Annotated in this window: 25 protein-coding genes and 2 pseudogenes; 14 read left to right on the plus strand and 13 right to left on the minus strand. The window is 61.1% G+C overall.

The features are described 5' to 3' along the window. Nucleotides 1-6 precede the first annotated feature (6 nt). The 4 genes from SFY93_RS12605 to ctrA form a co-directional block, all read right to left on the minus strand. Nucleotides 7-1,164, minus strand: a complete 1,158-nt coding sequence (locus SFY93_RS12605) for a glutathionylspermidine synthase family protein (RefSeq protein WP_320447347.1) — start codon at nt 1,162-1,164, stop codon at nt 7-9. A 6-nt stretch (nt 1,165-1,170) separates the two neighbouring features. Continuing rightward, nucleotides 1,171-1,569 (minus strand): hypothetical protein, encoded by a 399-nt coding sequence (locus SFY93_RS12610; protein ID WP_320447348.1) that lies wholly within the window; start codon nt 1,567-1,569, stop codon nt 1,171-1,173. Further along, nucleotides 1,566-1,976 carry a DUF350 domain-containing protein gene (locus SFY93_RS12615; RefSeq protein WP_089267516.1) on the minus strand — a complete coding sequence of 137 codons (411 nt, stop codon included), beginning with the start codon at nt 1,974-1,976 and terminating at the stop codon, nt 1,566-1,568. The genes SFY93_RS12610 and SFY93_RS12615 overlap by 4 nt, the downstream gene beginning before the upstream one ends. Nucleotides 1,977-2,136: 160 nt before the next feature. Then, nucleotides 2,137-2,838 carry a response regulator transcription factor CtrA gene (gene ctrA, locus SFY93_RS12620; protein ID WP_068737116.1) on the minus strand — a complete coding sequence of 234 codons (702 nt, stop codon included), beginning with the start codon at nt 2,836-2,838 and terminating at the stop codon, nt 2,137-2,139. Nucleotides 2,839-3,210: 372 nt separating this feature from the next. Between ctrA and fliI the strand changes: the two genes are divergently transcribed. From fliI to SFY93_RS12640, 4 genes are all read left to right on the plus strand, one after another. Further along, the gene (gene fliI / locus SFY93_RS12625) at nt 3,211-4,536 is read left to right on the plus strand and encodes a flagellar protein export ATPase FliI (protein WP_320447349.1); all 1,326 of its coding nucleotides are present in this window, start codon (nt 3,211-3,213) and stop codon (nt 4,534-4,536) included. Between the two features lie 109 nt (nt 4,537-4,645). Further along, complete coding sequence (fliJ, locus tag SFY93_RS12630; protein ID WP_068737112.1) at nt 4,646-5,065, plus strand: flagellar export protein FliJ; 420 nt, start codon at nt 4,646-4,648, stop codon at nt 5,063-5,065. A gap of 199 nt (nt 5,066-5,264) precedes the next feature. Further along, the gene (locus tag SFY93_RS12635) at nt 5,265-5,813 is read left to right on the plus strand and encodes a sigma-70 family RNA polymerase sigma factor (RefSeq protein WP_089267514.1); all 549 of its coding nucleotides are present in this window, start codon (nt 5,265-5,267) and stop codon (nt 5,811-5,813) included. Further along, nucleotides 5,813-6,694: an anti-sigma factor gene (locus tag SFY93_RS12640; RefSeq protein WP_320447750.1), complete on the plus strand. Its 882-nt coding sequence runs from the start codon at nt 5,813-5,815 to the stop codon at nt 6,692-6,694. The genes SFY93_RS12635 and SFY93_RS12640 overlap by 1 nt, the downstream gene beginning before the upstream one ends. A 145-nt stretch (nt 6,695-6,839) precedes the next feature. Here the strand turns inward: SFY93_RS12640 and SFY93_RS12645 are convergent. The 3 genes and pseudogenes from SFY93_RS12645 to flhA all read right to left on the minus strand — a co-directional run. Next, nucleotides 6,840-7,023: pseudogene (locus SFY93_RS12645) on the minus strand (GIY-YIG nuclease family protein); the annotation flags it as partial. 837 nt (nt 7,024-7,860) lie between these two features. Then, on the minus strand, nt 7,861-8,067 hold the full coding sequence (locus tag SFY93_RS12650; protein ID WP_320447350.1) for a hypothetical protein: 207 nt from the start codon (nt 8,065-8,067) through the stop codon (nt 7,861-7,863). A gap of 328 nt (nt 8,068-8,395) precedes the next feature. Next, the gene (gene flhA / locus SFY93_RS12655) at nt 8,396-10,633 is read right to left on the minus strand and encodes a flagellar biosynthesis protein FlhA (protein WP_089267512.1); all 2,238 of its coding nucleotides are present in this window, start codon (nt 10,631-10,633) and stop codon (nt 8,396-8,398) included. Between the two features lie 218 nt (nt 10,634-10,851). On the opposite strand from flhA, the gene SFY93_RS12660 reads away from it, so the two are divergent. After that, the gene (locus SFY93_RS12660; RefSeq protein ID WP_320447751.1) at nt 10,852-12,096 is read left to right on the plus strand and encodes an MFS transporter; all 1,245 of its coding nucleotides are present in this window, start codon (nt 10,852-10,854) and stop codon (nt 12,094-12,096) included. On the opposite strand, the gene SFY93_RS12665 is transcribed toward SFY93_RS12660, so the two are convergent. The 4 genes from SFY93_RS12665 to SFY93_RS12680 form a co-directional block, all read right to left on the minus strand. Further along, nucleotides 12,093-12,470 (minus strand): hypothetical protein, encoded by a 378-nt coding sequence (locus tag SFY93_RS12665; protein ID WP_139285952.1) that lies wholly within the window; start codon nt 12,468-12,470, stop codon nt 12,093-12,095. The genes SFY93_RS12660 and SFY93_RS12665 overlap by 4 nt on opposite strands. A 170-nt stretch (nt 12,471-12,640) precedes the next feature. Beyond that, nucleotides 12,641-13,048, minus strand: coding sequence for a DUF4864 domain-containing protein (locus tag SFY93_RS12670; protein ID WP_320447351.1), 408 nt, complete (start codon nt 13,046-13,048; stop codon nt 12,641-12,643). 4 nt (nt 13,049-13,052) lie between these two features. Continuing rightward, nucleotides 13,053-14,381 (minus strand): metal-dependent hydrolase family protein, encoded by a 1,329-nt coding sequence (locus tag SFY93_RS12675; protein WP_320447752.1) that lies wholly within the window; start codon nt 14,379-14,381, stop codon nt 13,053-13,055. Nucleotides 14,382-14,470: 89 nt separating this feature from the next. Beyond that, the gene (locus SFY93_RS12680) at nt 14,471-14,773 is read right to left on the minus strand and encodes a hypothetical protein (protein ID WP_320447352.1); all 303 of its coding nucleotides are present in this window, start codon (nt 14,771-14,773) and stop codon (nt 14,471-14,473) included. 96 nt (nt 14,774-14,869) lie between these two features. Here SFY93_RS12680 and SFY93_RS12685 point away from each other — a divergent pair, with 96 nt between their 5' ends. Continuing rightward, a complete protein-coding gene (locus SFY93_RS12685) occupies nt 14,870-15,079 on the plus strand; it encodes a hypothetical protein (protein ID WP_320447353.1) in 210 nt (69 codons plus the stop codon). Nucleotides 15,080-15,629: 550 nt separating this feature from the next. On the opposite strand, the gene gcvA is transcribed toward SFY93_RS12685, so the two are convergent. Continuing rightward, entirely contained in the window at nt 15,630-16,610 is a 981-nt protein-coding gene (gene gcvA, locus SFY93_RS12690; RefSeq protein WP_320447354.1) for a transcriptional regulator GcvA, read from the minus strand. A gap of 30 nt (nt 16,611-16,640) precedes the next feature. Here gcvA and SFY93_RS12695 point away from each other — a divergent pair, with 30 nt between their 5' ends. From SFY93_RS12695 to SFY93_RS12725, 7 genes are all read left to right on the plus strand, one after another. Then, complete coding sequence (locus SFY93_RS12695; RefSeq protein ID WP_320447355.1) at nt 16,641-17,801, plus strand: acyl-CoA dehydrogenase family protein; 1,161 nt, start codon at nt 16,641-16,643, stop codon at nt 17,799-17,801. After that, entirely contained in the window at nt 17,791-19,878 is a 2,088-nt protein-coding gene (locus tag SFY93_RS12700) for an acetate--CoA ligase family protein (RefSeq protein WP_320447356.1), read from the plus strand. Before SFY93_RS12695 ends, SFY93_RS12700 begins: the two co-directional genes overlap by 11 nt. An 11-nt stretch (nt 19,879-19,889) precedes the next feature. Then, complete coding sequence (locus SFY93_RS12705) at nt 19,890-20,255, plus strand: hypothetical protein (RefSeq protein ID WP_320447357.1); 366 nt, start codon at nt 19,890-19,892, stop codon at nt 20,253-20,255. Beyond that, nucleotides 20,252-21,094, plus strand: coding sequence for an alpha/beta fold hydrolase (locus SFY93_RS12710; RefSeq protein WP_320447358.1), 843 nt, complete (start codon nt 20,252-20,254; stop codon nt 21,092-21,094). Before SFY93_RS12705 ends, SFY93_RS12710 begins: the two co-directional genes overlap by 4 nt. 68 nt (nt 21,095-21,162) lie before the next feature. Continuing rightward, nucleotides 21,163-22,344 carry an ABC transporter substrate-binding protein gene (locus tag SFY93_RS12715; protein ID WP_320447753.1) on the plus strand — a complete coding sequence of 394 codons (1,182 nt, stop codon included), beginning with the start codon at nt 21,163-21,165 and terminating at the stop codon, nt 22,342-22,344. A gap of 78 nt (nt 22,345-22,422) precedes the next feature. After that, nucleotides 22,423-23,865 (plus strand): NAD-dependent succinate-semialdehyde dehydrogenase, encoded by a 1,443-nt coding sequence (locus SFY93_RS12720; RefSeq protein ID WP_320447359.1) that lies wholly within the window; start codon nt 22,423-22,425, stop codon nt 23,863-23,865. 548 nt (nt 23,866-24,413) lie between these two features. Further along, nucleotides 24,414-24,539, plus strand: coding sequence for a DUF3606 domain-containing protein (locus tag SFY93_RS12725; RefSeq protein ID WP_414717118.1), 126 nt, complete (start codon nt 24,414-24,416; stop codon nt 24,537-24,539). Between the two features lie 254 nt (nt 24,540-24,793). Here the strand turns inward: SFY93_RS12725 and SFY93_RS12730 are convergent. Then, nucleotides 24,794-25,085 (minus strand): annotated as a pseudogene (locus SFY93_RS12730) (hypothetical protein); the annotation flags it as partial. 346 nt (nt 25,086-25,431) lie between these two features. Here SFY93_RS12730 and SFY93_RS12735 point away from each other — a divergent pair. Next, the gene (locus SFY93_RS12735; protein ID WP_320447360.1) at nt 25,432-26,358 is read left to right on the plus strand and encodes a LysR substrate-binding domain-containing protein; all 927 of its coding nucleotides are present in this window, start codon (nt 25,432-25,434) and stop codon (nt 26,356-26,358) included. Nucleotides 26,359-26,398 lie beyond the last annotated feature (40 nt).

Below are 26,398 nucleotides of genomic sequence, written 5' to 3' on the forward strand. Positions count from 1 at the left end.
GCGCCGTCACAGGATCGCGTGCGGAATGAAGCGTGACATGTTGCCGGTGATCGGATTCTCATCCTCGCGGATCGAGAGCCCGCATGGCGCCTCATCGACCAGCCAGCTGCCCAGCACCGGATACTGATCCGCAAAGTTCGGCAGCGGCATCAGCATCTGCCGAATGAAACCTTCTTCGCCATAGGGACCGGGCTGCGCATCGATGGCGCTGCCGCCGCTCACCAGCGTGACATTGGCGCCTTCGCGCGAATAGAGCGGCTTGCGCACATAGGATGTGCCGAGCTCAGCGGCTGCAGCATCATCGTCGAAATAGGCCGGCAGCAGGTTCGGGTGGTTCGGAAACATCGCCCATAGCAGCGGCAGGATGCCCTTGTTGGACAGAATGGCTTTCCACGGTGGCTCGATCCAGCGCGTCGATGCGCCTTTCAGACGGCCACCGAATGCCTCGCGGAACATCCACTCCCATGGATAAAGCTTGAACATCAGGTCGATCGGCTGGTCCTTGAGATCGACGAAGTGCCCGCTGTCGGCATAACCGATGTCCTTGATGTCGATCAGCGCCGGTGTGAGCCCGCCTTGCTGCGCGACATCGGCGAGATATTGAACTGTGCCGCGGTCCTCGGCATTGTCCATGGCGGCTGCGAGATGAATGGCTTTGTCGGTGCCGATCTTGCGCCAGGCCTCGATGAGCCGCTCATGCAGTGAGTTGTATTGATCGGCCCGCTTCGGGATGATCTGGCGCTCGATCGCCTGTTCGAGCCAGGTCCATTGAAACACCGCGGCCTCGAACAGTGAGGTTGGCGTGTCCGCATTGTATTCGAGCAGCTTTGCCGGACCTTTGCCGTCGAACTGGAAATCGAAGCGGCCGTAGAGGCTGGGATCGCTCCGTTGCCAGCTTGCGGCGATGAAGGTCCAGTAGGCCTGCGGGATCTTCAGCAGCCGCAGATAGCGCTCATCCTTGACCGCACGGCTCACCAGCTCGCGGCACATCGCGTTGAGTTCGGCAGTCGGAGCCTCGATCTGACGCTCGATCTCATCCAGCGTGAAGGCGTAGTAGGCGCGCTCGTCCCAATAGCGGTCGCCTGCCTCGGTATGAAATACGAAGCCCGTCGCGGCCGCGGTGGCCTGCCAATCGTCACGCTCGGAACATGCGATGCGCTGCATGAGAGACTAGCCGCCGCCGGAGAAATGCGAGGCGAAGGAGCCGAAGCCACCATGGGTTACGTGGCTGCTGCTGGATGACGAGCTGTCATATCCGCCGCTGGATGATGATCCGGTGCTGGCGAAGTTGCTGCGTCCCGAAGAACTGCTGCTGCCCCCTGAATAGCCATGGCCGCCGGAGGATGACGATGAACTGCGCTGCTGACACTCCTGCTGCTGGCCGGCGATGGCCGCGCGGTTCGGGTCGCAATGTTCGCTCGGCATCAGTGCATAGGCGCCGCCGCCCAGGGCCATGGTGCCCATGAGCAAGAGCGCCACATGGTTGGAACGTTTGCGCGACGGAGCTTCCTCATGCATCGGCTGTACGGGTTGGCGCTTGCCGAAGTTCTTCGCGGGCTCGCTGGTCATGGCGAATACACCATGGAGGCCGCGTTGAGCACGCCGGCGGCAAGGGAGGCGAGGCCGAGCCAGAGGGCCGGGGCCATCTCGCCATTGGCTATGCGATCCGACAATTGCGGCACCGGAATGCGGAGAATGAAATAGACGGCGATCTGCACGATCAGCGCGATGATCGCCCAGATCAGACAATCGATGACATTGGCGGAGTGGACGATCGCGCTAGCCACCGGCAGCACGAAGCCGAGCAGGCTGAGCCCGAGTGCGATCGCGGCTGGCGCGCAATCCTTGCGGATCAGTGCGAACTCGTCATGTGCGGTCACGCGCAGATAGACGAACAGGTAGAGCATCACGGCGACAATGCCGGTGCAGAAATAGACCAGAAAGGCCGGCAGCCCGACCAGAGATTGCAGAACCATTCCGCCCCCGAAATGTGCGCCAAGCATGATCGCTTGGTATTCGCCTATGGCATTCGTCGCTGTAAGCAAAGGGTGGGTTCATCCACGCAAACAAAAACCCCGCCTTTCGGCGGGGTTTCGTGAGAACTTTCGGGGAGTGACGCTTATGCCGGCTTGAAACTCAAGCCGGGATGCGGATCTCTTCTTCATGCGGCTCGCGGAGCACGTAGCCACGGCCCCAGACGGTTTCGATGAAGTTGCGGCCTTCGGAAGCATTCGCCAGCTTCTTGCGCAGCTTGCAGATGAAAACGTCGATGATCTTCAGTTCGGGCTCGTCCATGCCACCGTAGAGGTGGTTGAGGAACATTTCCTTGGTGAGGGTGGTGCCCTTGCGGAGCGAGAGCAGCTCCAGCATCTGGTATTCCTTGCCCGTCAGATGGACGCGCTGACCGCCGACTTCCACCGTCTTGGTATCGAGATTGACCACCAGGTCGCCGGTCTGGATGACCGACTGGGCGTGGCCCTTGGAGCGGCGCACGATCGCATGAATGCGGGCAACCAGCTCGTCCTTGTGGAAGGGCTTGGTCATGTAGTCGTCGGCGCCGACGCCGAGACCCTTGACCTTGTCCTCGATGCCGGCGAGGCCCGAGAGAATGAGGATCGGGGTCTTGATCTTGGACACCCGCAGCTGCTTGAGCACATCGTAACCGGACATGTCCGGCAGATTGAGATCGAGCAGGATAATATCGTAGTCGTAGAGCTTGCCGAGATCGACGCCCTCTTCTCCGAGATCCGTCGTATAGACGTTGAAACTCTCGGATTTGAGCATCAGCTCAATCGACTGCGCAACGGCGCTATCATCTTCAATTAGCAAAACGCGCATGCCAGTCCCCTTTAGTCGCCGCTCCGGGCGTCAGGTCGGCCGCCATACTTGCGGCACCAAAAAACGCCTACGAACAACTGATTCGGATCCTGACTGGATATGGTTAACAAAACCTGATTCTTCAGCGCAAGCTCTAATCGTGCAATTTTTGTCGAATCGCCATAAGATGTTGCAGCAAAGACTCTTTTTGTACCCGTACCCGCTCAAGCTCCACATTAAGAGCCGGACCTAACCGACTCCATCGACTCGCCCCTTCATTCTGATGGCGCGAATGCTCTCAGTCATCCAAGACAGTGACGTAATGATTAACGATGCGGGTAAACACGGGGTTAAGGCCGAGCCGGCAATGAAGCGAAACTTAAGGGTTTTGCAATGAAAGCCCTTGCGGAACAGATTACTGACCTCGATGGCGTCAATATTTACGGCCGGGTGGTCGGTGTTCGCGGGTTAATGGTTGAGGTGGCTGGGCCGATCCACGCGATGTCGGTCGGTGCCCGCATTACCATCGAGACCGGCACCAGCCGTTCCATCCCTGCCGAGGTGATTGGTTTCAGTGGCGACAACGCCGTGGTGATGCCCTTTGCTGGACTGGAAGGCGTACGTCGCGGCTGCCGGGCGGTGATCGCCAATGCCGCCAGCCAGGTGCGGCCCTCGATCGCCTGGCTCGGCCGCGTCGTGAACGCCATGGGCGAGCCGATCGACGGCAAGGGGCCGTTGCTGCAGGGTCCGGCACCGATGCCGTATCGCGCGTCTCCGCCGCCCGCCCATTCTCGCAAACGCGTCGGCGCGCCGCTCGATCTCGGGGTGCGCTCGCTCAATACCTTCCTGACCTGCTGCCGCGGCCAGCGCATGGGCATCTTTGCGGGCTCCGGCGTCGGCAAGTCGGTGCTGCTGTCGATGCTGGCACGTAATGTCGATGCCGACGTGTCGGTTATAGGCCTGATCGGCGAACGTGGCCGTGAAGTGCAGGAGTTCTTGCAGGAGGACTTGGGCGAAGAAGGTCTCGCACGCGCCGTCGTAGTCGTGGCGACTTCGGACGAACCGGCACTGATGCGGCGCCAGGCGGCCTATCTGACGCTGTCGATCTCGGAGTTCTTCCGCGATGAGGGCAAGGACGTCATGTGCATGATGGACTCGGTCACGCGTTTCGCCATGGCGCAGCGCGAGATCGGCCTGTCCGTCGGCGAGCCGCCGACTGCAAAAGGCTATACGCCGACGGTGTTCACCGAACTGCCGAAGCTGCTGGAGCGGGCAGGGCCGGGCACCGATGAAGGCTCGATCACCGGTATCTTCACGGTGCTGGTCGACGGCGACGATCACAACGAACCCGTTGCTGACGCCGTGCGCGGCATTCTCGATGGCCATATCGTGATGCAACGCGGTATCGCCGAGCGCGGCCGCTATCCTGCTATCAATATTCTGAAGTCGGTGTCGCGAACCATGCCGCGGTCCTGCGACCCGGCCTATTTGCCGACGATCACGCGGGCCCGGCAGATCATGGCGACCTATTCGGATATGGAAGAGCTGATCCGGCTCGGTGCCTATCGCGCCGGTTCCAGTCCGGAAGTGGACGAGGCGATCCGGCTGCATGAGCCGCTTGAGGCATTCCTGCGGCAAGGGAAGGACGAAGTCTGCGGACTGGCCCAAGGCTATCAGCAACTGCAACAAATCGTTGGTGGTTTGGAAACGGAACGCTAACTTTGTCAGGCCATCATGACCCTCAGAGACGAATTTCGGCCGGCCAGCCCCTTGCGGTTGTCCGGTTGTGTCCCGCGTTGAGACTGGGACTTCTGGGGAGTATGAGTCGATGAAGTCACGTGACACCCTGATCCGCCTGAAGAAGTTCCAGGTCGATGAGAAGCGCCGCCGGGTCAATCAGATCGAAGGCATGATCGCGGATTTCCAGCGCATGTCGGTCGATCTCGAGCGCGAGATCCAGACCGAACAGGATCGCGCCGGTATTCAGGATCCCACTCACTTTGCCTATCCCACCTATGCGAAGGCTGCGATTCAACGTCGCGAGAACCTGACACGTTCGGCCGATGAGCTGCGCGTGCAGCTCGAAGACGCGAAGGCATTGCTGAGTGAAGCTTTCGAAGAACTCAAGAAGGTCGAACTGCTCGACGAGCGCGACCAGGCCCGTGCACGCGACGAAGAGAACGCACGCGAACAGGCCGACCTCGACAGCATTGGCCTGATGCGTGCCCGCATCGGCGCAGTGGCCTGATCCGCAGAAGCGGCGGGCCAACGAGCCTCAAAGATTGAAGTCATCAAGCCCGGGCCGTGAGGTCCGGGTTTGCTGTTTGTGGTCTATCCACAGCATAAACAGCGACATGGCCCGCTTGCTATAATCTATGTTACGACAGGGAATACCGCCGGGCGGCACCTCCGTAAGGCGAAAGGTATATTGAGGTTGGGGAGACGTAATGCTGACGCCGGCTGAACTGGTCTGGCTTCTTGCCGCAGTTGCCAAAGGGGATGAAGCCGCCTTCGAGCGACTCTATGCAGCGACGCGCGCGAAACTCTTTGGCGTCGTGATCCGTATCTTGCGCAGACAGGATCTCGCCGAGGAAGTCATCCAGGAGGCCTATGTCAAGATCTGGAACAGCGCCGGGCAATTCAATCCCGGTGTTGCCTCGCCGATCACGTGGATGGCGTCGATCGCTCGTAACCGGGCTATCGATGTCGTTCGCAAGAGAAGCGAAACGTCTATCGAGGAAGAGCCGGCTGCAATGGAAGTGGCAGCCGATACACCTGACCCGCTCGCGCGACAGGAAATGACCGAAGAATTAAAGCGCTTGTTGGAGTGCGTGGGCCGGCTTGAGCCGGACCGGCAGAAACTGGTGCTGCTTGCTTACTACAATGGTTGGAGCCGCGAACAACTCGCGACGAAGTTCGAAGCGCCGGTCAATACAGTGAAGACGTGGCTGCGCCGCAGTATGATGGACATCCGGGAGTGTCTGGGACTGACATGATGGCCTATAGCGAAGACCATATCGCGCTTGCCGCGGAATATGCGCTTGGCACGCTCAGTGCCGAAGAGCGCGTGCAGGTCGAGACCATGATGTCCGTTGACAAGGATTTTGCCGCTGTGGTCGAGGCGTGGGAGCGCAAGCTCGGCGTTTTGAATCAGATGGTCGGCCTTGTCGAGCCGCGTCCTGAAGTCTGGGAGAAAATCCGCGTTGCGATCGGTCTGGCCGGTACGCAAGAAGCGATCGTGCATCCGGAAGCGCCGCAGCCGGTCGCTGCAGCGGCGGTCGTTGCTGAGCAGCCTGCGATCGATCGCTCGACGCTCGATCGTTCGAACGTGATTGATTTCTCGGTCCAGGCAAAACGCTGGCGCGGTGTCGCCACCGGCATGACCGCGATTGCCGCCATGCTTGTTGCGCTGATTGCCGTACAGGCCTATCGCCCCGAATTGCTGCCGGCAGGTTTACGCCCGAAGGCAGCGCAACAGGTGGTGCAGACGCCAGCGCCGGTCGCGCCGCCCGCAGCAGCTCAGTCGCAATACGTCGCCTTGCTGCAGACCGACGCTGCGTCACCCGCATTCATCCTCACTGTCGATGCGGCGACCAAAAACTTTACAGTGCGCAAGGTTGGCGCCGAGCCGCAGGCCGGCAAAAGCTACGAGCTCTGGATTGTGTCCGACAAGCTGCAGCGTCCGCGTTCGCTCGGCGTGATCGGCAGCAACGACTTCACATCGCGCGCTGCACTCGCTGCCTATGATCCCGACGTCGTCAATCAGGCCACCTATGCCGTGACCGTCGAGCCGGAAGGCGGTTCGCCAACCGGTGCAGCCACGGGCCCGATTGTCTTCACCGGCAAGCTGATCGAAACGGTGCCGCCGGCACGATGATCGTTTGGCTCTCTTGTCATCCGGCATTGGTCCCACAGTCGTCATTCCGGGGCGCATGAAAGCGGCGCAGTCGCTGTAATGCAAACCTCTCAATTGTCATTCCGGGACGCGCTCTTGCGCGGGCCCGGAATCCATAAACTCCACGTCAGCCGGAAAGCACCGGGTACAAATCCATCCAGTTTGGATTTTGCTCTTCGATCAATCGGATCTTCCAGCGCGCGGCGCCATTTCTTGAGTTCTTTCTCACGCGCAATGGCCGACAGGACGTCATCGTAGACCTCAAACCAAACGAGCTTGTCGACGTCATAACGTCGCGTGAAGCCGTCAACCACGTTGGTTATGGATTCCGGGCTCGCGCAAGAGCGCGCCCCGGAATGACAATCGAGAGAATAGGGCTCAAACATTTTTTCCTATTTTATCTTGACAATATCCCCAGAAGGATTATCCTCCGCTCGTCCGGTTCGCGAGGGGCGCTTCATGAGGCGTCTTGAGGTGGGATCTGGATTGCGGCGCCTGCGGGTGTGGGGTGACGTACCCTGCGCACTCGGGAGGCCCTGGGTCACCGTCCGACCCCACTACGGGGGTCTGCCACTCATGCTGGCTGGACGTGGCATTGGTGAACGGCGGGAAACCGTCGGGATCAGCGGAGTGCGGAGCTCTGCGCCTTTGCCCGGAAGAACGGTCCCGGGGACAGAAATCGCCGCGGTGGCGCGCCGTGAGGCGTTGCGCGGTTGCAGCTTGCCGGCGTTCCGGTGGAGCGGATCGCGATAAAACCACCCTTTGCGCCTCACGGCGCGCCGCCCCCCTCATGTTTCGAGGGGGACTGCTCACACCTCGGGCGCGCAAGCGCCGCGAGACTACGAGAGCTTGGCTGTTTGACAATCACATCCGTCGAGGTCGTAGGATGGAAGAGCGCAGGCGCATCGCGCCGGCGCGAAGCCCATCGATCACGCGCTTCACGAAGATGATGGGTTTTGGAAAGGCGCTCTATCCATCCTACGCCGTGATCGCGGCGCAAATGACGTCGCAAAGAAAGCGCCCCACAAAAGAAAAACGCCCGTGGGGAGCGGGCGTTTTCCATTCAGAAGTCCACTCGGGGGGAAGTGGAGCTTCCTGTATTCACCTGACGACCTTGGGGGACATCGCCACGCGAATTCCGAAATTCCTTAGCGGACCATACTGGCGTTCGAATTGGTGACAGCGACTGGCTGACCCGCTTTGATCACGCGAGCGCTGGCGGTCTGGTTGTAGCCTTCGTCAGCATTCATGCGGGCCGAGATTCCGAAGCCTGCCACGAAGATACCGGCGACCAGAGCAACGATCACCACCTTGAGGTGGGTCATGCGATCCGCGCTGTAAATCGAGTGGTTCATTGGAAACGCTCCCTGCCGTCTACTCTGCCTACGACCGTTTGTGTCGTGTCCGCGTCGGCAGGTTCAACTCATCACGCATAGGAAACGTGGTGTTGGGTCGTTCCGTTCCAAATAGTCGATCACAAGGCAGTGATAAGACGTGATCCGGCGCGATTGAAGCACCCGGCTTGGCCCTGGAATTCACAAATTATTATTTATTATCAGAGCGTTGGGCGTGATTCGCATTGTCGCCTCGAAATGTCGTCGGGATGCGACATTCTGGCAAATCTCTTGTCTGTGACGAATTTACATCGGTTTGGGGCAAGGTTGCTAGCCTCTTGCCGCCGAATCAGACGCTTCCGACGGTCTTCAGGCGCGCACGGGGGTGGATTTCCGCCTGGGACAGCACCGTGGTTTGCGCACGGAACCGTTCCACCAGCGAGCGCACGAACGGCCGGATCGAGGCCGAGGTGACCAGCACCGGCGCTTCGCCTTCGCGCGCGGCCTGTTCGAAACGATCGCGCACGGTGGTCATGAACTCCGACAGCTTCGACGGCTGCATCGCGAGACTGCGTTCTTCGCCGGTGCCGATGATCGATTCCGCGAAGGCCTGCTCCCACTGCGCCGACAGTGCAATGAGCGGCAGGTAGCCGTTGTAGGACGTGTTCTGCGCGCAGATCTGTCGCGCGAGGCGCGCACGCACATGCTCGACGATGGTCGACGGGTTGCGCGAGAAGGCGAGGGCGTCGGCAATGCCTTCGAGGATGGTCGAGAGATCGCGCACCGAAATACGTTCGGTGAGCAGCAATTGCAGCACGCGCTGGATGCCCGACACGGTGATGAGCGACGGGACGATATCCTTGACCAGTTCGCCTTGTTCCTTCGGCAGGTCCTTCAGCAGCTTCTGCACTTCGCCGTAGGACAACAGGTCCGACATATTGCCCTTCAGCAGCTCTGTCAGATGCGTCGACAAGACCGTGGCGGCATCGACCACGGTGTAGCCCTTGAGCGAAGCTTCTTCCTTCAGGCCGGCATCGACCCAGGTCGCGGGCAGGCCGAAGGTCGGCTCTGTGGTGTGAATGCCCGGTACGTTGACCTGGTTGCCGCCGGGATCCATGACCATGAACTGGTTCGGCCAGATGCGGCCGGTGCCGGCGTCCACTTCCTTGATCTTGATGATGTAGGTATTGGCTTCGAGCTGCACGTTGTCCAGGATTCTGACCGACGGCATCACGAAACCCATTTCGACGGCGAGCGACTTGCGCAGCGCCTTGATCTGCTCGGTGAGGCGATCGGTGCCGTCCGGGCCATTGACCAGCGGCAGCAGCGCGTAGCCCAGCTCGATCTTGAGATCGTCGATCTTCAGCGATGCGGAGATCGGCTCGTCCGCGGCGGCGGCTTGTGCGGCGGCGGCGGCGGCCGGTGCTGCGGCCTGATGCGCGACTTCGGCACGCGCAACCTTGTTGCGCTTGTTGGCGGTGACGGCGAGATAGGCTGCGCCGCCGCCGAGTGCGAGGAACGGCAGCATCGGAATGCCCGGCAGCAGCGCCAGCGTCAGCATGACGCCGGCCGACATGCCCAGCGCCTGCGGATAGCCGGAGAATTGCTTGATCAGCGTCTTGTCGGCGGCGCCGGTAATGCCCGCCTTCGAGACGAGCAGGCCTGCGGCGGTCGAGACAATCAGCGCCGGAACCTGGGTGACCAGGCCGTCGCCGACGGTCAGCAGCGTATAAGTGCGGCCGGCTTCCGAGAACGACAGGCCCTGCTGCGCGACGCCGATGATGATCCCGCCGATGACGTTGATGGCGGTGATGAGCAGGCCGGCAATGGCATCGCCGCGGACGAACTTGGAAGCACCGTCCATGGCGCCGAAGAAGCCACTTTCGTCTTCGAGGTCCTTGCGGCGCGCCTTGGCGGTGGCCTCGTCGATCAGGCCAGCCGACAGATCGGCGTCGATCGCCATCTGCTTGCCGGGCATCGAGTCCAGTTGGAAGCGTGCCGCGACTTCGGCGATACGGCCCGAACCCTTGGTGATGACGATGAAGTTCACGATCACCAGGATCGCGAACACGACGATGCCGATGACGAAATTGCCGCCCATCACGAAATTGCCGAACGCCTCGATGACGTGGCCGGCGGCGGCGGTGCCTTCGTGGCCATGCGACAGGATCAGGCGGGTCGATGCCAGGTTCAGCGACAACCGCAACATGGTCGAGATCAGCAGCACGGTCGGGAATGACGAGAATTCCAGCGGCGTCTGGGTAAACAGCGCCGTCATCAGGATCAACACCGACATGGTGATCGAGATCGCGAGGAACAGATCCATCACAATGGCTGGCAGCGGCATGATCAGGACGACAAGGATGATCAGAACGCCGAATGCGAGGCCGATATCGCCGCGCAAGACGTTCGTCCTGATGCTGGCGAAGTCGAAACCGCCGCTCTTGGGTGCGCCCAGACCCTGACCCGCGATCAAATCCGTCATCGATGCCGCTTCCCCGCGCGAATGTCGCTCGCGACTGCCGAACGTCTGCGCGGCGGCCGAAGGGCCGCCGATCCGCAAGTGAGGCACCGCACTGGCATCCACGGGCATTCCCCCGGTCAGCTGACGAGACGCGACTCCACTCGGCAATTTTTGCCGTGTGTATGGTTAGCAAAGGGTTAACGAGGCGTTACTGAGCGGCTTTGCCACAAGCCCGGAGCCAGTTTTGGCCGAAACGGTCTGTTGCACTGTTTCTGCATGCCTAATCCTTCAGCATATCGCTTGACCCGTGGGCACACGCCGAGGATGTTGCCGCCGTGACCATCGCGACCCCCATTTCAGATTCGACGCCGTTCCTGCCTGACTCCCGTCAGGCCTGGATCAGGCTGTCGCTTGCATTGATCATCGGCTCGCTCGGGTCAGTCGGCATGTGGTCGGTGGTAGTGGCGCTCCCGGCCGTGCAGGCCGATTTCGCGGCCAGCCGCGGCGCGGCGTCGCTGGCCTTTACCCTGACCATGGTCGGTTTCGGTCTCGGCGGCGTGGTCGCCGGCAGGCTGACGGACCGGTTCGGCATCGTGGCCACGATTGCGCTTGCGACGATGCTGATGGGGGCCGGTTATCTTCTCGCGTCGCAGTCCACGGCGCTGTGGCAGTTCAATCTTATTCACGTGGTGATCGGGGCAGGATCGTCGGCAACCTTCGGGCCGCTGATGGCGGAGGCGTCGCACTGGTTCGAACGCCGGCGCGGCATCGCGGTGACTGTCGCTGCAACCGGTAGCTATATCGGCGGCACGCTCTGGCCGCCCATTGTCAGCTGGGGCATTCTGACTTTTGGCTGGCGCTCGACGCATATCAGTGTCGGGGTCGTTACAACCGTCCTGATGCTCCTGATGCTCGCGGTTCTGCGTGCGCAGATGGGCACGGTTACACGACGTAGTCACGTCAATGCGCCGCCGCCCAAGGTCGATCTCCAGCTCAGCAACAACACGCTGACGACGCTTCTCTTTGTGGCCGGCATTGGTTGCTGTGTCGCCATGGCGATGCCGCAGGTCCATATCGTCGCTTATTGCGGAGATCTCGGCTACGGCGTGACGCGCGGCGCCGAGATGTTGTCGCTGATGCTGGCCTGCGGGATTGTCAGCCGTGTTGGCTCGGGTTTTCTGGCCGATCGTATTGGTGGCATTCGCACACTGCTGATTGGCTCATTGCTGCAGGGATTCGCACTGCTGTTCTATCTGTTCTTCGACAGCCTGGCCTCGCTTTACATCATCTCGGCGATGTTCGGCCTGTTCCAGGGCGGTCTAGTGCCGGCCTATGCCATCATCATCCGCGAGGCGATGCCCGCATCGCAGGCGGCTACGCGTGTCGGCATTGTCATATTGGGCACGGTGGGTGGCATGTCACTTGGCGGCTGGATGTCCGGCGTCATTTTCGACGCCACGGGCTCCTACGCGGCAGCGTTCATGAATGGGCTCGCCTGGAATGCACTCAATGTCACCATTATCACGGCGCTGATGCTGCGGGCGCGCCGCAGGTTGATTTTCTCCTCGGGCGCATCGGTCGCCTAAGGCGTCAGATCCTGCACCGGCGGCATCGCCGGAAATCCATCGATCGGTACGTTTTCGAGCGCGCGTTTGGCCGGGCCGCTACCGAACATGCAGTCCAGCGTCGGCTCGGCAATCGCCGTCATGGTCCGCGGGATCAAGCTTCGTTTGTCCGGCGGCAGCCAGTTCTCGTTCAGCGTGGGGACGCCGCGCTCGGTGACCCCGTACAGGATCGCGTCGAGAATATCGCGATCGCCGATCTCGCTGATCAGCGCGGTGCGGACGCAGTCACAGATCGCCTCGGGATGCGCATAGCGCGACACCATGAAGGGCGCGCAGAGCCGAATGAACTCGCCGCGCGGATCGGGCATCAGGGATAGGCGACGCGTGTCAGTCATCGCGATGGTCGACACCCCGCACGCCAACAGGCTGCCCAGGACAATGGGAGACAGTGTGCTGAGGGACAGGTACCGCAACAAATTCACCCGGGAAGCAACCGTAGGACGAGAGACGTGCAGGACCTATTATAGATGATGTGAGGTGCGAATGTGAATGCCGCTGTGAGGTGTCACACAGCCTGGCCGACTTTCAGCAGCATGCAGCCGCTGATCTTCAGGGTGCCATCCGGCTGCGGCTCCAGCGTGTAGAGCGCATCCCACGGCACGCCATCGGCATCGACGATATGGACTTTCTGCTCGATGGTGCCACCGGACGTATTGCTCTCGGTGAATTCGAAGCTGCGATGGCGATAGATGGGTGCATAGGCGTTGCGCACCATGTCCATGAAGCTGTCGGGATCGGTGAAAATGCTCTGGATGCCGGGGGCCGCGAACCCATAGGCAGTCACAGCATCGTCGCGCGCCAGCGCATCGGCTTGGGAGCTGATGATCTTCTGCGCCGCCGCGACATCATCCGCAGCACGGACAGGCGATGCGATGCCGATCATTATCGCGATCAAAAAGAGGAGGTTGCGCATAGACTCACTTGCTCAAAGTGTTCTTGTAGATGACGCCGTCTTTCATGATGATTTTGAAATTATTCGCGGGATCGGCAATCAGGTTGATGTTGTCCAGCGGATTGCCGTCGACAAGCAGTAAATCCGCGAGCGCGCCCTGTTCCACGACGCCGAGCTTGCCGGGATAGGGATTGCGCTTGCCGGACAGCGCCAGCAGTTCGGCGTTTGTCGATGTCGCCATGACCAGCGCTTCGGCGGGCGTGTACCAGCGCGTGAGTGAGGCCAGAATTGCGCCCTGTTGCTGCGCCAGCGCGCGCGAGAACAGCACGTCGGTGCCCCACGCCGTCTTGATCTTGTACTTCCTTGCAAACTCGTAGGACCTGGCTATGCCGGGCCAGACCTCATCCGCCTTGGCCCGCTGGACTGACCCCACCGGAAAGCCCAGCCTCAGGTCCTCGGGGAGGGGCTGTAAGCTCAACCAGATGTCCTTCTCGGCAAGCAGCCTGGCGGTTGCCTCGTCCATCAGCATGCCGTGTTCGATACACTTCACGCCAGCGGCAACGGCTCTCTGGATCGCCGCCGGAGTAAAGGCGTGCGCTGCGACATATGTGCCCCAGTTCTCGGCTGCTTCAACGGCGGCGCGTAGTTCGGTCTCGGTGAAAGTGGTTACGTCGACCGGACTGAAAGGTGATGACACGCCGCCGCCCGCCGTCAACTTGACCTGGGAGGCGCCCTGCATGAGTTGCTCCCGCGAGCGCACGCGCACCTCGTCAGGGCTGTCGGCGACGATCGCGCCACCGACTTGCTCCATGCGGGTGAGCATGCCGCCGATCGTGCGTGGCAGGTCAGTCAGCTGCCGGAAATCCCCATGCCCGCTCGTGATAGTGATCATGGCGCCGGACGGATAGATGCGCGGGCCCTTGACGATGCCCTCGTCGATGGCACGCTTGAGGCCGAACACCGGCCCGCCAACATCGCGAACGGTTGTGAAGCCGCGCATGAGAGTGTCAGTCGCTTCGTTGCCGGCCAGCAGATTGTTGTAGCCGACGTCACCGAAAGCTTGTGCCGGCGTCACCCGTATCAACATCGCGTGCCAATGATTGTCGATCAGGCCAGGCATCAGCGTATGCCCGTTTCCTGCAACACGCTGAGCGTCTGCGGCTGCTATCGGTGCCGTGGAAATACGCTCGATGAGGTTGCCCTTGATCAGCACATTCGACGGAGCGGAAAGAGTGGCGCTTCTCCCGTCGAAGATTCGAACATTTTCGAAGAGCACATCGCCGGCGCTCGCGTTGGTGCAAAATGTCAGCGCAAGAATCGCTGCGAGCCATCGACTACCGACAGGGAACAACATGAGCGTTCTCCGAGCAGTAAAGCCTGCACTATGACAGATACCGGCGTCCACTTGAAGGTGGCGCCGCTACCTGTGGACCCCGGCTGATGTTACGGGGAATCCGCTCGGCCAGACGTGAATATATCTGGTTGCTCAAGCTCGTCCGGCATCGCCCATCCTTCAGCCATCAAAGCGACATGGAGCGCGGTTCGAACGTCGGGCGGCTCAATTTTCCCGACAGTCGCCTCATCAAGAACAGCGATCAGCTTCGTCCACCGCGGCGTTGTCTTGGCTTCGCTGTCAACGTAACGCTGGACCCATCTAATCGCCGCCAGGAGAGAAAAGATCGTGCGGTTCTTCGCCGGGGTTTGCCCGGGCGCCTCAGGCATCAATCGAATTGGTTCAAAGATCATTTGCACACAAACCGACTGCTGAAATTCGCTTTATCGTGCCACAGAGCCGGCAATACGCAATGGGTGCGGCATGCCCCGCAGTAACTGCACGCTGCCTTGAACGCCGTGATCAAGCGCGCGATCATCGTCCTGGATGCGCCGGGAGACTCCGGGATACGATTTCAGAACCAGAAACAAGTCTGGAGCCGGGCAATCAATGATGCTGCGCTAGCGTATGGCTACTTGGAAGTGACGGTCCGGTTCATCTTGACCGCCCGCGAGATTGCGGGCGCGAAGTCTTGGCATGTCGACCCAACCCTCTACTGACGAAAATCCCCCCGGAATTAAGATCGCCAAAGTGTTCCGCCATCGACGACGACTGTCTCACCGGGCTTAAGGCTCGGCTCATGCGGACGATCAACAAACGCTTCAGAGGACAGAACGCGTACCGAATGGATTGGCTGCAAAAAGCAGACCCTCACAGACTGGTTCTAAAACACTGTATGGACAACGAAAGAACGACTCGGCTAAGTGCTTGATATCACATCAGACCGCATTTTAAGAACGACTCGATTTCCTCTTTAAGAACGACTCGATTCAGGCGTTTTCGCTTTAAGAATGGCCCGGTTTAGTCATGGCGTTGGAATCGTTGGGAAGTCTGGCGCCATTTTTATACGCCGAGAAAGCCGTTTTGAACGACCTGCTCGGAGGTCTTTTCCAAGATTTTTTGCGTGGGGTCTGGCACGCGTTCTGCCTGATCGCGGCAACCGATCGTGGCTGCGGCTTCGCTAGTTCTCGCGCAATGCCCGGGCGGTTGATATTTGTGATCGACCGCTTCTGATGCGAAGCAGACATCTCGGCGTGGAGCCGACATTCCTCAGTTTGGTTGAGCCAGGAACTCCGCAATCTGCGCCTTTAGCCAATGTTTGAAGCTGCGGGCCTTGCGGCCGAGTTGGCGGTTCTTCGGCCACGCCACATAATGCGCCAGCGGGCGTTCGAACGGCGCGTTGAACAGCGGCACCAGCGTTCCGTCCCGGATCTCATTGCGTAGCAAAAAGAGTTGACCGGCTGCAACGCCGACGCCCTCGACGGCGGCCTGATAGGTCAGCACCGAGCTCGGAAAACTGATGCCGGCATCGGTCAGCAGATCCGGCCGTTTCACCGCCATCAGCCAGTCCGGCCAGTCGGCACGGCGATAGTGCGAATGCAGTAATTGCGCCTTGCTGAGATCGTCGAGCTCGACGATCCGCGTGCGCTTTAAGAGCTTCGGGCTGCAGACCGGCTGGATCACGTCCCTGAACAACAATTCGGTCTCGACCCCCGGCCAGTTGCCGTCGCCGAATTGCACTGCGAGATCGACCTTGTCCTTCTCGAAGTCGATAGGGGCGACAACATTGCTGATGTTCAGCTTGATGTGCGGATAGGCCACATAGAAGGACGGCAGCCGCGGAATCAGCCATTTTGCGGCGAAGGTCGTGTAGACTCGGATTTTCAGCGGCTCCGCCTTGCCGGTGGCCGTAAGGCTCGCGGTGGCATTGGCGATGATGCGGAACGCCGGCGCGATCTGGCGCTGGAATTCCTCGCCCTCCGATGTCAGCCGCAGACCATGTTTATCGCGCTCGAATAGCCGGACGGCGAGAAAGCCCTCCAGCGTGTTGATCTGCCGCGAGATGGCCGGTTGCGTCACGCGCAGCTCCGCCGCGGCGCGCGTAAAACTGAGATGGCGGGCCGCCACATCGAACACATGCAGCGGATTGAGCGGAGGGATCACGCGCAGGCTCGCGTTCTGTACATTACAATAGGTAATGACCATATAACCGATCTGCAGTTGCTGGTCAAAGCCCCGGCTGGGAAACAAGGGACACATTCCAGCAGGTGCGCCAGACAGATGAATTTCGAACTGAACGAAGAGCAGCAGGCATTCGCAGATTCCGTGCGTCGCTTCGCCGAGGCGAACCTGAAGGACGGTGCGCTGGAGCGTGCGCATGATCCGCATTTCCCCCGCGAGGTCGCGCAGATGCTCGCCAAGCAGGGGTTGATGGGCATCTCGTTCGATCCGGCTGACGGCGGCCAGGGCGGCACGCTGTTCGACAGCGTGATCGCCATTGAGCAAATCGCTTCGGTGTGCCCGCGCAGCGCCGACGTGGTGCAGGCTGGTAATTTCGGCCCGATCCGCACCTTTGTCGAATATGCGACGCCCGAGCAGAAGGCGCGCTGGCTGCCTGATCTTCTGGCTGGCAATATCTGCATCAGCCTCGGCATGAGCGAGCCCGATGCCGGCTCGGCGGTGACCGAACTCAAGACAACGGCGACGCAGGACGGTGACGACTTCGTCATCAATGGCAGCAAGGTATTCGGCACCCACAGTCCGGATGCGGCGATCTATCTCGTCTATGTGCGCTTCGGAAAAGGCGTGAACGGCATCGGCTCGGTGATCGTCGAGCGCGACACGCCCGGCTTCACCATCGGCAAGCCAACGCCGTTCATGAGCGGCGAGCAGTGGAGCCAGCTCTATTTCGAGAACTGCCGCATTCCCGCGCGCAACGTGCTGCTCGGCGTCGGCGGCTTCAAGAGGCAGATCGCCGGCTTCAACGTGGAGCGTCTCGGCAATTCGTCGCGCTCGCTCGCCCTCGGCCGCTACGCCTTCAATCTCGCACGCGAGCATGCACTGATCCGCAAGCAGTTCGGTCGCCCGCTCTGCGAGTTTCAGGGCTTGCAGTGGAAGTTCGCCGACATGGCGCTGAAGCTGGAATCCGCGCAGATGCTGCTCTATCGCGCTGCCAGTGTCACCGAAGGCCTGCCGTCGCCTTATCAAACCGCGATCGCCAAGCTTGCCTGCAATCAGGCCGGTTTCGAGGTCGCCAATGAAGCGATGCAGGTGATGGGCGGTCTCGGCTACAGTCAGGAATCTCTCGCCGAATATTGCATGCGTCGCACCCGCGGCTGGATGATTGCCGGCGGCTCGACGGAAATTCTCAAGAACCGGATCGCGGAAGACGTGTTCGACCGCCGTTTCGACCAGCGTGGACAGGCTGCACGTGCAAGCTAACACGACCAAGCCATCGCTCGGACAGGCGCTGCTGGCGCCGCGCAGCATCGCGCTTGTCGGTGCGTCCGACGACGTGTCGAAGACATCGGCGCGGCCGCTGCAATATCTGCGGCGCGCCGGCTATCAAGGTACGATTTATCCGATCAATCCGCGCCGCAGCACAGTCCTCGGTGAGACCGCGTGGCCGTCGCTCGCCGAACTTCCGGCGGTGCCGGATCACGCCTTTATCCTGACGCCGACCGAAGACGCTGTGGATGCCGCCGCCGAATGCGCGCGGCTGGGTGTGCCCGTGGCCACCATTCTTGCCTCGGGCTTTTCGGAAGGTGGCGAGGAAGGCCAGAAGCTCGTTGCGCGCCTGCAGAAGATCTGCGCCGACACTGGTCTGCGCATTCTCGGCCCGTCGAGCCTCGGTGCTATCAATCTGCGTCACAAGACCATCATCACTGCCAATGCGGCCTTTGCCGAGCCTGACCTGCCGGCTGGCGGCATCTTCGTGGCGTCGCATAGCGGCAGCCTGCTTGGTGGTCTCATCTCGCGCGGCAAGAGCCGCAATGTCGGCTTTGCCGGCCTTGTCTCGGTGGGCAACGAGATCGATCTTAGCCTCGGTGAGGTCTGCTCGGCGACGCTCGATGATCCCGACGTGACCGGCTACATGCTGTTCCTCGAAAGCATTCGCCACGCGCAGGATCTGCGCAGCTTTGCGCTCGCCGCTGCCAAACGTGGCAAGCCGGTAGTCGCCTACAAGCTCGGACGTTCCGCCGCTGCTGCCGAACTCGCGCTCTCGCATACCGGCGCGCTGGCCGGCGAGGACGATATCGCCGCGGTGTTCCTCGCCGACTGCGGCATCGCGCGCGTATTCAATTTCGAGACCCTGCTGGAAAGCCTGCCGCTGCTGCAACGGATGCCAGCGCGTCCGGCCGCAGTGCTCAGCAAGCGCGTCGGCGTGGTGACGACGACTGGCGGCGGCGCGGCAATGGTGGTTGATGAACTCTCGATGCGCGGCATCGACGTGGTGAAACCGAGCGACGAGACTTTCGCGCGTCTCGGGCAAGCCGGTGTCAAGGCCAATCACGAGCGCATCACCGATCTGACTTTGGCCGGTACGCGCTATGACGTGATGAAGGCTGCGCTCGATACCATGCTGTCGGCGCCGGAATTCGATGTGGTGGTCGCCGTGACGGGGTCGTCCGCGCGATTCCAACCGGAGCTTGCCGTGAAGCCGGTGATCGACAGCGCAGCGTCGGTGAAACCGCTGGTGATCTTCGTGGTGCCGGAGGCGCCCGACGCCCTGCGTATGCTAACTGCGGCGGGCGTGCCGAATTTTCGCACGCCGGAGTCCTGCGCCGATGCGGTCGCGGCCGCCTTGTTGCGCCGGCAGCCGACGGCGCTGGCGAAGCCGCTGCATGGCACCAAGGCTGTCGCCACGAGACAGCTCGACGAAATGGCGGCGTACAGCTTGTTCGAGACGATCGGCGTACCGCATGCACCCGCCGTGGCCCTCGATATCGACGCCGCGTCGATCGCATTACCGTTCGCCTATCCGGTTGCGGTGAAGCTGCTGTCGGCGGAGGTCGCCCACAAGACCGAAGTCGGCGGTGTCGTGCTCAATGTCGCCGATGAGTCTCAACTCAAGGCGGCGATGCGCAAGATTGCCGACAATGTCCGCACGCGCCGGCCGGGCGTGAACGTATCGCAAGTGCTGGTGCAGCCGATGATCTCCGGTCTTGGCGAGATGCTGCTCGGCTATCGCGTTGATCCCGAAGCAGGCCCGTTGGTCTTGCTCGCGGCCGGCGGCATATACACCGAGATTTATCGCGATCGCAGCATCCGCCTCGCACCGGTCACGCTCGACACGGCGCGGGGCATGATCGCGGAGCTGTCAATCAGCCGTGTCTTTCAGGGGTTCCGCAACAAGCCACACGGCGATATGGAAGCGCTCACTCAGGCAATCGTGGCGATGTCGCAGCTTGCGGTGAATGAAAGTGCGGTCGTGGTGGATGCCGAAATCAATCCGCTGATTATCAATCGGGTGGGCGAGGGCGTCGTCGCCGTGGACGCGCTGGTCGCGCTCGCCTGAAGGGAGACAACATGATTGAAGACCTGAAAAACAAGGTCAATGCGGACGAGATGCTGGTGAAGCGCGGGCGCTTCCTCACCACCACCTTCCTGCTCGAAGTCGGCGCGACTGCATGGCTGATCGCCATCGCAGAAGGCAAGGTCGTCTCGGTCACCAAAGGCCCGTTCGTGATGCCCTCATGGTCGTTCGCGCTGCGCGCATCCGACGACGAATGGAACAGGTTCTGGAGCGCGAGGCCGCAGCCTGGCTCGCACGATCTGATGGCGCTGATCAAGCGTCGCACCCTGACGGCCGAAGGCAATCTGCAGGTCTTCATGGCCAATCTGCGTTACTTCAAGGAAGCGCTGGTGAAACTGCGCGCAGGAGCCGCCGCATGACCGCCCGTTTTGAAAACACCGTCGGCCGCTACATGCATCTCGAACTGTTCGGTCGCAAGCATCGCATCTATGTCGAGGAAGCCGGCAAGGGCACGCCGCTCTTGTGCCTGCACACCGCAGGTGCCGATGGCCGCCAATATCGCGCTCTGATGAATGACGAGCGCGTCACAGCAAGGCATCGCGTCATCGCTTTCGACATGCCCTGGCACGGCAAGTCGTCGCCGCCGGTGGGCTGGCACAATGAGGAATATCAGCTCACCTCGGCGCAATATACCGAGATGATCCTCGCGGTGTCGGCCGCGCTCGATCTCGACAAGCCCATCGTGATGGGTTGCTCGATCGGTGGCCGCATCGTGCTGCATCTCGCGCTCGAACATCCGGAGCGCTTCCGCGCCATCATCGGCCTGCAGGCCGGCGCGCATGTCGATCCCTATTACGATCTCAACTTCCTGCACCGCCCGGATGTGCATGGCGGCGAAGTCTGCGCCGCCATCGTGTCTGGCCTGGTCGGACCGGATGCGCCGGATGCGGATCGCTGGGAGACGCTGTGGCACTACATGCAGGGCGGCCCCGGCGTGTTCAAGGGCGACCTGTATTTCTACAAGCTCGACGGCGATATCCGCGCACGCGTGGCGCAGATCGACACGTCGAAATGCCCGCTGTTCCTGCTGTCCGGCGAATACGACTATTCCTGCACGCCAGAAGAGACGATGGCCGTCGCCAATAGCGTCAAGAGCAGCCACGTCACCATCATGAAGGGCCTCGGCCATTTCCCAATGAGCGAGGATCCCGAAAAATTCCTCAGCTATCTGCTGCCGGTGCTCGACCAGATCAAGTGAACCAAGCCTGACAATAAACTCGAGAGGGGAAACGCGTGAAGATCAACAAGCTGCTCGTGACGGCTGCGATGCTGTCATTCGTCACGTCTGCGTCTGCTGAAATCTCCAACGGCACCGTCAAGATCGGCGTGCTCACCGACATGTCCGGTCCTTATGCTGACAATGTCGGCGCCGGCTCGGTTTTGGCCGCGAAGATGGCGGTGGAGGATTTCGGTGGGAAGGTCGCCGGCATGCTAGTCGAGGTGATCTCGGCGGACCACCAGAACAAGGCCGATATCGGTCTCGCGCTGGCGCGCAAGTGGTACGACACCGAAGGCGTCGACACGATCACTGAAGTGGTGTCGTCGGGCGTGGCGCTTGCCGTGCAGCAGCTGTCGCGCGAGAAGGACAAGGTGTTCCTGGCCACTGGTCCCGGCACGCCTGATCTCACCGGCAAGGCCTGTTCGCCGAACGGCGTGCACTGGGCTTATGACAACTACGCCCTTGCGAATGTCGCCACCGCGCCGCTGGTGCAGAAGGGCCTAAAGACCTGGTACTTCCTGACCGCGGATTACAGTTTCGGTCAGGCGCTGGAGGCGGAGGCCTCCAAGGTCGTCCTCGCCAATGGTGGCAAGGTGCTGGGCTCGAGCAAGCATCCGCTGAATTCGTCGGACTTCTCATCCTTCCTGCTGCAGGCGCAAGCCTCGAAGGCGCAAGTTGTCGGCCTCGCCAATGCCGGTTCGGATATGATGACGGCATTGAAGCAGGCCAACGAATTCGGTCTCACATCGGGTGGCCAGAGCATGGCCGCATTGCTGGTCAATCTGCCCGATATCCATGCGCTCGGCCTTGCCAGCGCCAAGGATCTGATCTTCGCCGACAGCTTCTATTGGGATGCTAACGACAAGACCCGCGAGTGGAGCAAGCGTTTCATGGCGCGCTTCAATGGCAAGGCGCCGGGCAGCCTGCAGGCCGCGGTCTATGGCGCCGTCACGCATTATCTCAAGGCTGTCGAAGCAACCAAGAGCGATGTCGGCTCTGTAGTTGTGCCAGCGATGAAGAAACTGCCGATCAACGATTTCTACACGACCAATGCCTCGATCCGCGAGGATGGCCGCGTGATCCGCGACATGTATCTGCTGCAGGTCAAGGATCCCAAGGAATCCAAGTATCCGTGGGACTACTACAAGATTCTCGACACCGTTCCCGGTGACAAGGCGTTCCGGCCGCTCAAGGACGGCTACTGCCCGCTGGTCAGCGCAGCCAGGTAAGAGCTGGGCGTCAACAAACCTGCCCCAACTCACGGGCACGGCGTCGCCGTGCCCGTTTTGCTTCCGGAGAATTTTGCAATGATCGACTATCCCGCGCTCACACTCTTCATCGATGGCAAGTGGCGACGCGGCGAGGGCCGCGCGAGCGAGCCGGTGCTCAATCCGGCTACCGGCAGCGTGCTCGGCGAGTTGCCGCATGCGAGCGCGGCCGATCTCGATGAGGCGCTGATGTCGTCGGCGCGTGGCTTCGAGCTGTGGCGCAAGGTGTCGGCGGTCGATCGCGGAACTATCTTACAGCGCGCTGCGGCGCTGATCGTGGAGCGCAAGGAGGCGATCGCCAACCTGATCACGCTCGAACTCGGCAAGCCGATTGCGGAGTCGCGCGTCGAGTTGGACACCGCCGCCGGCATTTTTTCGTGGAATGCGGAGGAGGGCCGTCGGGCCTATGGGCGCGTGATCCCGTCGCGCAGCCGCGCGATCCAGCAGATCGCGATCCGCGAGCCGCTGGGCCCCATCGCCGCTTTCGCGCCGTGGAATGCACCGGCCATCACGCCGGCACGCAAGATCTCGGGCGCGCTGGCGGCCGGCTGTTCGGTCATCATCAAGCCGGCCGAGGAAACGCCAGCCACGGCGCTCGCCATCGCCGCCGCGCTGGAAGACGCCGGTCTGCCTGCGGGCGTGCTCAATGTGGTGTTTGGCGATCCCGCTCTGATTTCGCGGAAGCTGCTCTCGTCGCCGGTCACCCGCGGCCTGACCTTCACGGGGTCAACCGAGGTCGGCAAGCAGCTCGGTGCGCTGGCTGTGCAGACCATGAAGAAAATGACGTTGGAGCTCGGCGGCCACGCGCCGGTCGTGATCTTTGGCGATGTCGATCCGGAAGCCGCTGCGATCTCCGCCGTGCAGGCCAAGTTCCGTAATTCCGGCCAGGTCTGTACCTCGCCAACGCGCTTCTTCGTACATGAATCGATCCACGATCGCTTCACCGTCAAACTTGCCGAGCTCGCCAATGCCATCACCGTTGGCGACGGTTTCATGGCGACGACCAAGATGGGTCCGCTCGCGCATGCGCGCCGCATCGAGAGCATGGAGCGTTTCGTCGATGACGCGCGCTCACGCAACATCGCTGTGTCCGCCGGCGGTGAACGCTGTGGCAGTCAGGGCTTCTTCTATCGCCCGACCGTGCTGTCCCATGTCGATGACGACTGCATGGCCTCGAATGTCGAGCCGTTCGGCCCGCTCGCAGCAACCGCGCCGTTCCGGACCATGGACGATGCCATCCGCCTCGCTAACCGTTTGCCGTTCGGTCTCGCCTCGTATGTGATGACCAACGACATGCGCAATGCGTTAGCGATCTCCGAGGCTATCCAGAGTGGCAATGTCATCGTCAATCACTGGCAGGCCTCGCTGCCGGAGACGCCATTCGGTGGTTACAAGGATAGCGGTATCGGCTCGGAAGGCGGCATTGAAGGGCTACAGGAATTCCAGACCGTCAAATATGTGAGCCAGTTCGCCGGATTTTGATGGCTCAAGACTGAGACGCTACGTCTGCTTTTGGCGCAAATGTATGGACCGGCTGCTGATCGCAAGTGAAAGTTTGCGTGGATAGCGGAAGTCTCTGATATGTATCCGGCCTGTTGATCGGCTCGCGGGCCGTGGCCTTGATGGGGATACGCACGCACCTTTGGCCTCATTAGCGGACAGGTCTTCGAGTAGGGGCCGATGTCCGTGTCCGCTTGGGCATACTTCTCAACCCGCCATTCAACCCAAAGTTCATTCGCCGTGGCCAGCGTGTTGCAATGGGACTCACGTAAGGGCTGAGTCGCGCGCATGCGCGTGCAGATCAAGCGGCGGCAAAAAGACACCTCGTCCCTTTAGAAGGCCGGCATCAGTACGCGACGAGGCGCGGCGAATAGCAAAAGGTAGCTCGACTTCCCGACCTACTGCGGCGGCCGCCATACTGGCCGCGCCGGAACAAGAAAGTCAGAAATGCGTTCCTTTAGGCATCAAACACTGGAGGATGCCATGGACGATCTGAAGAACAGGGGCAGCCCGATCGCAGCAGGATCAACATGCACGAGGCGCATGAAGTCAAGTATTGGACCAAGGAGCTCGGCGTGGATAAAGACAAGCTGCAGAAGACGGTCGACAAGGTCGGCAACTCAGCCGCCGCAGTTCGCGAGGAGTTGGCAGCCTGAGCCAGTCAACGGAATCCCTGCACGAGCAATCTGTAAAGATCGCGCTGGATTATCTGGCGGGGGTTGGCCGCTTGCGCGACCCGCAAGAAGCGTTTGAATTTATCGGGAAGTATGTCGCGTACCAAATCGGGCAGGGAGTCGTGAGTCCTCTGCTGCTGTCGAACCAGGCGATTGCGGCTTACGAGCGCCATAAGGAAAAGGCGCCGCTTCGCTTGGTGGAGTACGAGTGATGATGCCACTAATCCGGCGGTGGTCGCAACGCCGAGCTGTCCTTGGGGAAAGAGCATCGCCAGCGCTTGGTGGATACTGAATACTGCTGATGCGCGTGAGAACGTTCATGTCAAGCTTGAAAGCGCCGTGCTTAGCCGCCTGCTTGCACCAGTTACGGTAAGTGGACCGGGATGGATATCCGAGGACCAGAAGGTGCTGCCCTTCCATCAATCTCCACAGATCCGCAATAGCGAGGAAGGTCCGTAAAGCTGGAGCGCTGAGCCGCCTTCGATTGGCGGGAGCAAATCGTGAGCTATCAAGACGCTGGGGCCTTTTAGTGTCTCAGTTGGCGTCGGTGGGCGGTTATTCGACATAGGCCGCTCTGCCATATTAGGCTTCGCGTAAAATCAACAGCGACCACCGGTCTCCGATCATCGACAGCGTGCGGGCCACCGAATACTCGGCATTCTCGATCCTGCTTTTCTTCGATCTGGTCATCCACAGCCTCGTCCCGGTACGTCCGACCATATCGCAAGAGCCAGCTCGAATGCCCCGTGCCGTCTCGCCGCTAGGGGCGTTAGGGAGCCCATCCGATCAAAGATTGCCAGTTCCAATCCGGAACGCTATCTGTTTCAAGCGCCGTCGGCCGACGGTCCATGATACGAGCGGTATTATAGATATCATGAACAGGATCCTTCCATCGCTCGAAACGCTGCGCTTCTTCGAGATGGCCGGCAGGCACGGCAGCTTCACGCTCGCCGCCTCCAAGCTCCACGTCACGCCGGGGGCGGTCAGCCAGCGCATCAAGACGCTGGAAGACACCCTCGGGGTCCGGCTATTCGAAAGAGTGGGGCACGAGATGGTGCTGACCGCAAAGGGAAGAAGTCTGTTCGGTAGGGTCTCGCCCGCTTTGAAGGAGATCGCCGGCGGGCTGGATTCGATCTTGCCAGGGCGGCAGCCGGACGTACTGACCATCGGCTTGCTCCCAGCCTTCGCGTCCCGCTGGCTGTTGCCGCGGCTCCCAACTTTCGATCCTTCCGGCCGCGCCGCAGAAATCCGCTTGAAGGCGGAATCGGCGTTGGCAAGCTTCGAAGGCGACGACGTCGACATCGCGCTTCGGTTCGGCGCCGGAACTTGGCCCGGCCTCCGGTCCGAAAAGCTCTTCGACGAGGTACTGTTCCCGGTAGCGAGCCCTGGATTGGATATCGGAGCGATCTTAGAACGACCTCCGGAGATACGAAACGCATTGCTGCTTCGGGACGAGAAGCTTCCGTGGTCCATTTGGTTCAGGCACATCGGGGTGCCGACCGATCACCCCGTAAGAGGCATGTCGTTTAGCGACGCCAATCTTCTGCTCCAGGCGGCAGCCGCCGGGCGAGGCGTCGCTCTCGGTCGAGGCGCGTTGGTGGCCGACGAGCTGGCTCAGGGAAGCTTGACGAGACTCTCAGATACACAAGCGGAATGCGCCTTCGGCTACTACCTAGTATATCGGCCGACAGTCATGTCCGAAAAGATAAGCTTCTTCCGTGAATGGTTGCTCGCGCAGGCGCAAGCCTTCGTCTCCAGCCGGAGTCAGATGGTCGTCCGCGTCGCCGATCAGCTCCGCTGAAGCGGGCGTTTAGAAAACGTCGATGGAGAACCTTCTGCAT

Source organism: Tardiphaga sp. 42S5 (genome assembly GCF_034044155.1).
GTDB classification, from domain to species: Bacteria; Pseudomonadota; Alphaproteobacteria; order Rhizobiales; family Xanthobacteraceae; genus Tardiphaga; species Tardiphaga robiniae.

Excerpts from the sequence above, each read along its gene's own strand:
- SFY93_RS12605 (WP_320447347.1), bottom strand. The coding sequence starts at position 1,164 with ATGCAGCGCATCGCATGTTCCGAGCGTGACGATTGGCAGGCCACCGCG.
- SFY93_RS12610 (WP_320447348.1), bottom strand. The coding sequence starts at position 1,569 with ATGACCAGCGAGCCCGCGAAGAACTTCGGCAAGCGCCAACCCGTACAG.
- SFY93_RS12615 (WP_089267516.1), bottom strand. The coding sequence starts at position 1,976 with ATGGTTCTGCAATCTCTGGTCGGGCTGCCGGCCTTTCTGGTCTATTTC.
- ctrA (WP_068737116.1), bottom strand. The coding sequence starts at position 2,838 with ATGCGCGTTTTGCTAATTGAAGATGATAGCGCCGTTGCGCAGTCGATT.
- fliI (WP_320447349.1), top strand. The coding sequence starts at position 3,211 with ATGAAAGCCCTTGCGGAACAGATTACTGACCTCGATGGCGTCAATATT.
- fliJ (WP_068737112.1), top strand. The coding sequence starts at position 4,646 with ATGAAGTCACGTGACACCCTGATCCGCCTGAAGAAGTTCCAGGTCGAT.
- SFY93_RS12635 (WP_089267514.1), top strand. The coding sequence starts at position 5,265 with ATGCTGACGCCGGCTGAACTGGTCTGGCTTCTTGCCGCAGTTGCCAAA.
- SFY93_RS12640 (WP_320447750.1), top strand. The coding sequence starts at position 5,813 with ATGGCCTATAGCGAAGACCATATCGCGCTTGCCGCGGAATATGCGCTT.
- SFY93_RS12650 (WP_320447350.1), bottom strand. The coding sequence starts at position 8,067 with ATGAACCACTCGATTTACAGCGCGGATCGCATGACCCACCTCAAGGTG.
- SFY93_RS12665 (WP_139285952.1), bottom strand. The coding sequence starts at position 12,470 with ATGACTGACACGCGTCGCCTATCCCTGATGCCCGATCCGCGCGGCGAG.
- SFY93_RS12670 (WP_320447351.1), bottom strand. The coding sequence starts at position 13,048 with ATGCGCAACCTCCTCTTTTTGATCGCGATAATGATCGGCATCGCATCG.
- SFY93_RS12675 (WP_320447752.1), bottom strand. The coding sequence starts at position 14,381 with ATGTTGTTCCCTGTCGGTAGTCGATGGCTCGCAGCGATTCTTGCGCTG.
- SFY93_RS12680 (WP_320447352.1), bottom strand. The coding sequence starts at position 14,773 with ATGATCTTTGAACCAATTCGATTGATGCCTGAGGCGCCCGGGCAAACC.
- SFY93_RS12695 (WP_320447355.1), top strand. The coding sequence starts at position 16,641 with ATGAATTTCGAACTGAACGAAGAGCAGCAGGCATTCGCAGATTCCGTG.
- SFY93_RS12705 (WP_320447357.1), top strand. The coding sequence starts at position 19,890 with ATGATTGAAGACCTGAAAAACAAGGTCAATGCGGACGAGATGCTGGTG.
- SFY93_RS12710 (WP_320447358.1), top strand. The coding sequence starts at position 20,252 with ATGACCGCCCGTTTTGAAAACACCGTCGGCCGCTACATGCATCTCGAA.
- SFY93_RS12715 (WP_320447753.1), top strand. The coding sequence starts at position 21,163 with ATGCTGTCATTCGTCACGTCTGCGTCTGCTGAAATCTCCAACGGCACC.
- SFY93_RS12720 (WP_320447359.1), top strand. The coding sequence starts at position 22,423 with ATGATCGACTATCCCGCGCTCACACTCTTCATCGATGGCAAGTGGCGA.
- SFY93_RS12725 (WP_414717118.1), top strand. The coding sequence starts at position 24,414 with ATGCACGAGGCGCATGAAGTCAAGTATTGGACCAAGGAGCTCGGCGTG.
- SFY93_RS12735 (WP_320447360.1), top strand. The coding sequence starts at position 25,432 with ATGAACAGGATCCTTCCATCGCTCGAAACGCTGCGCTTCTTCGAGATG.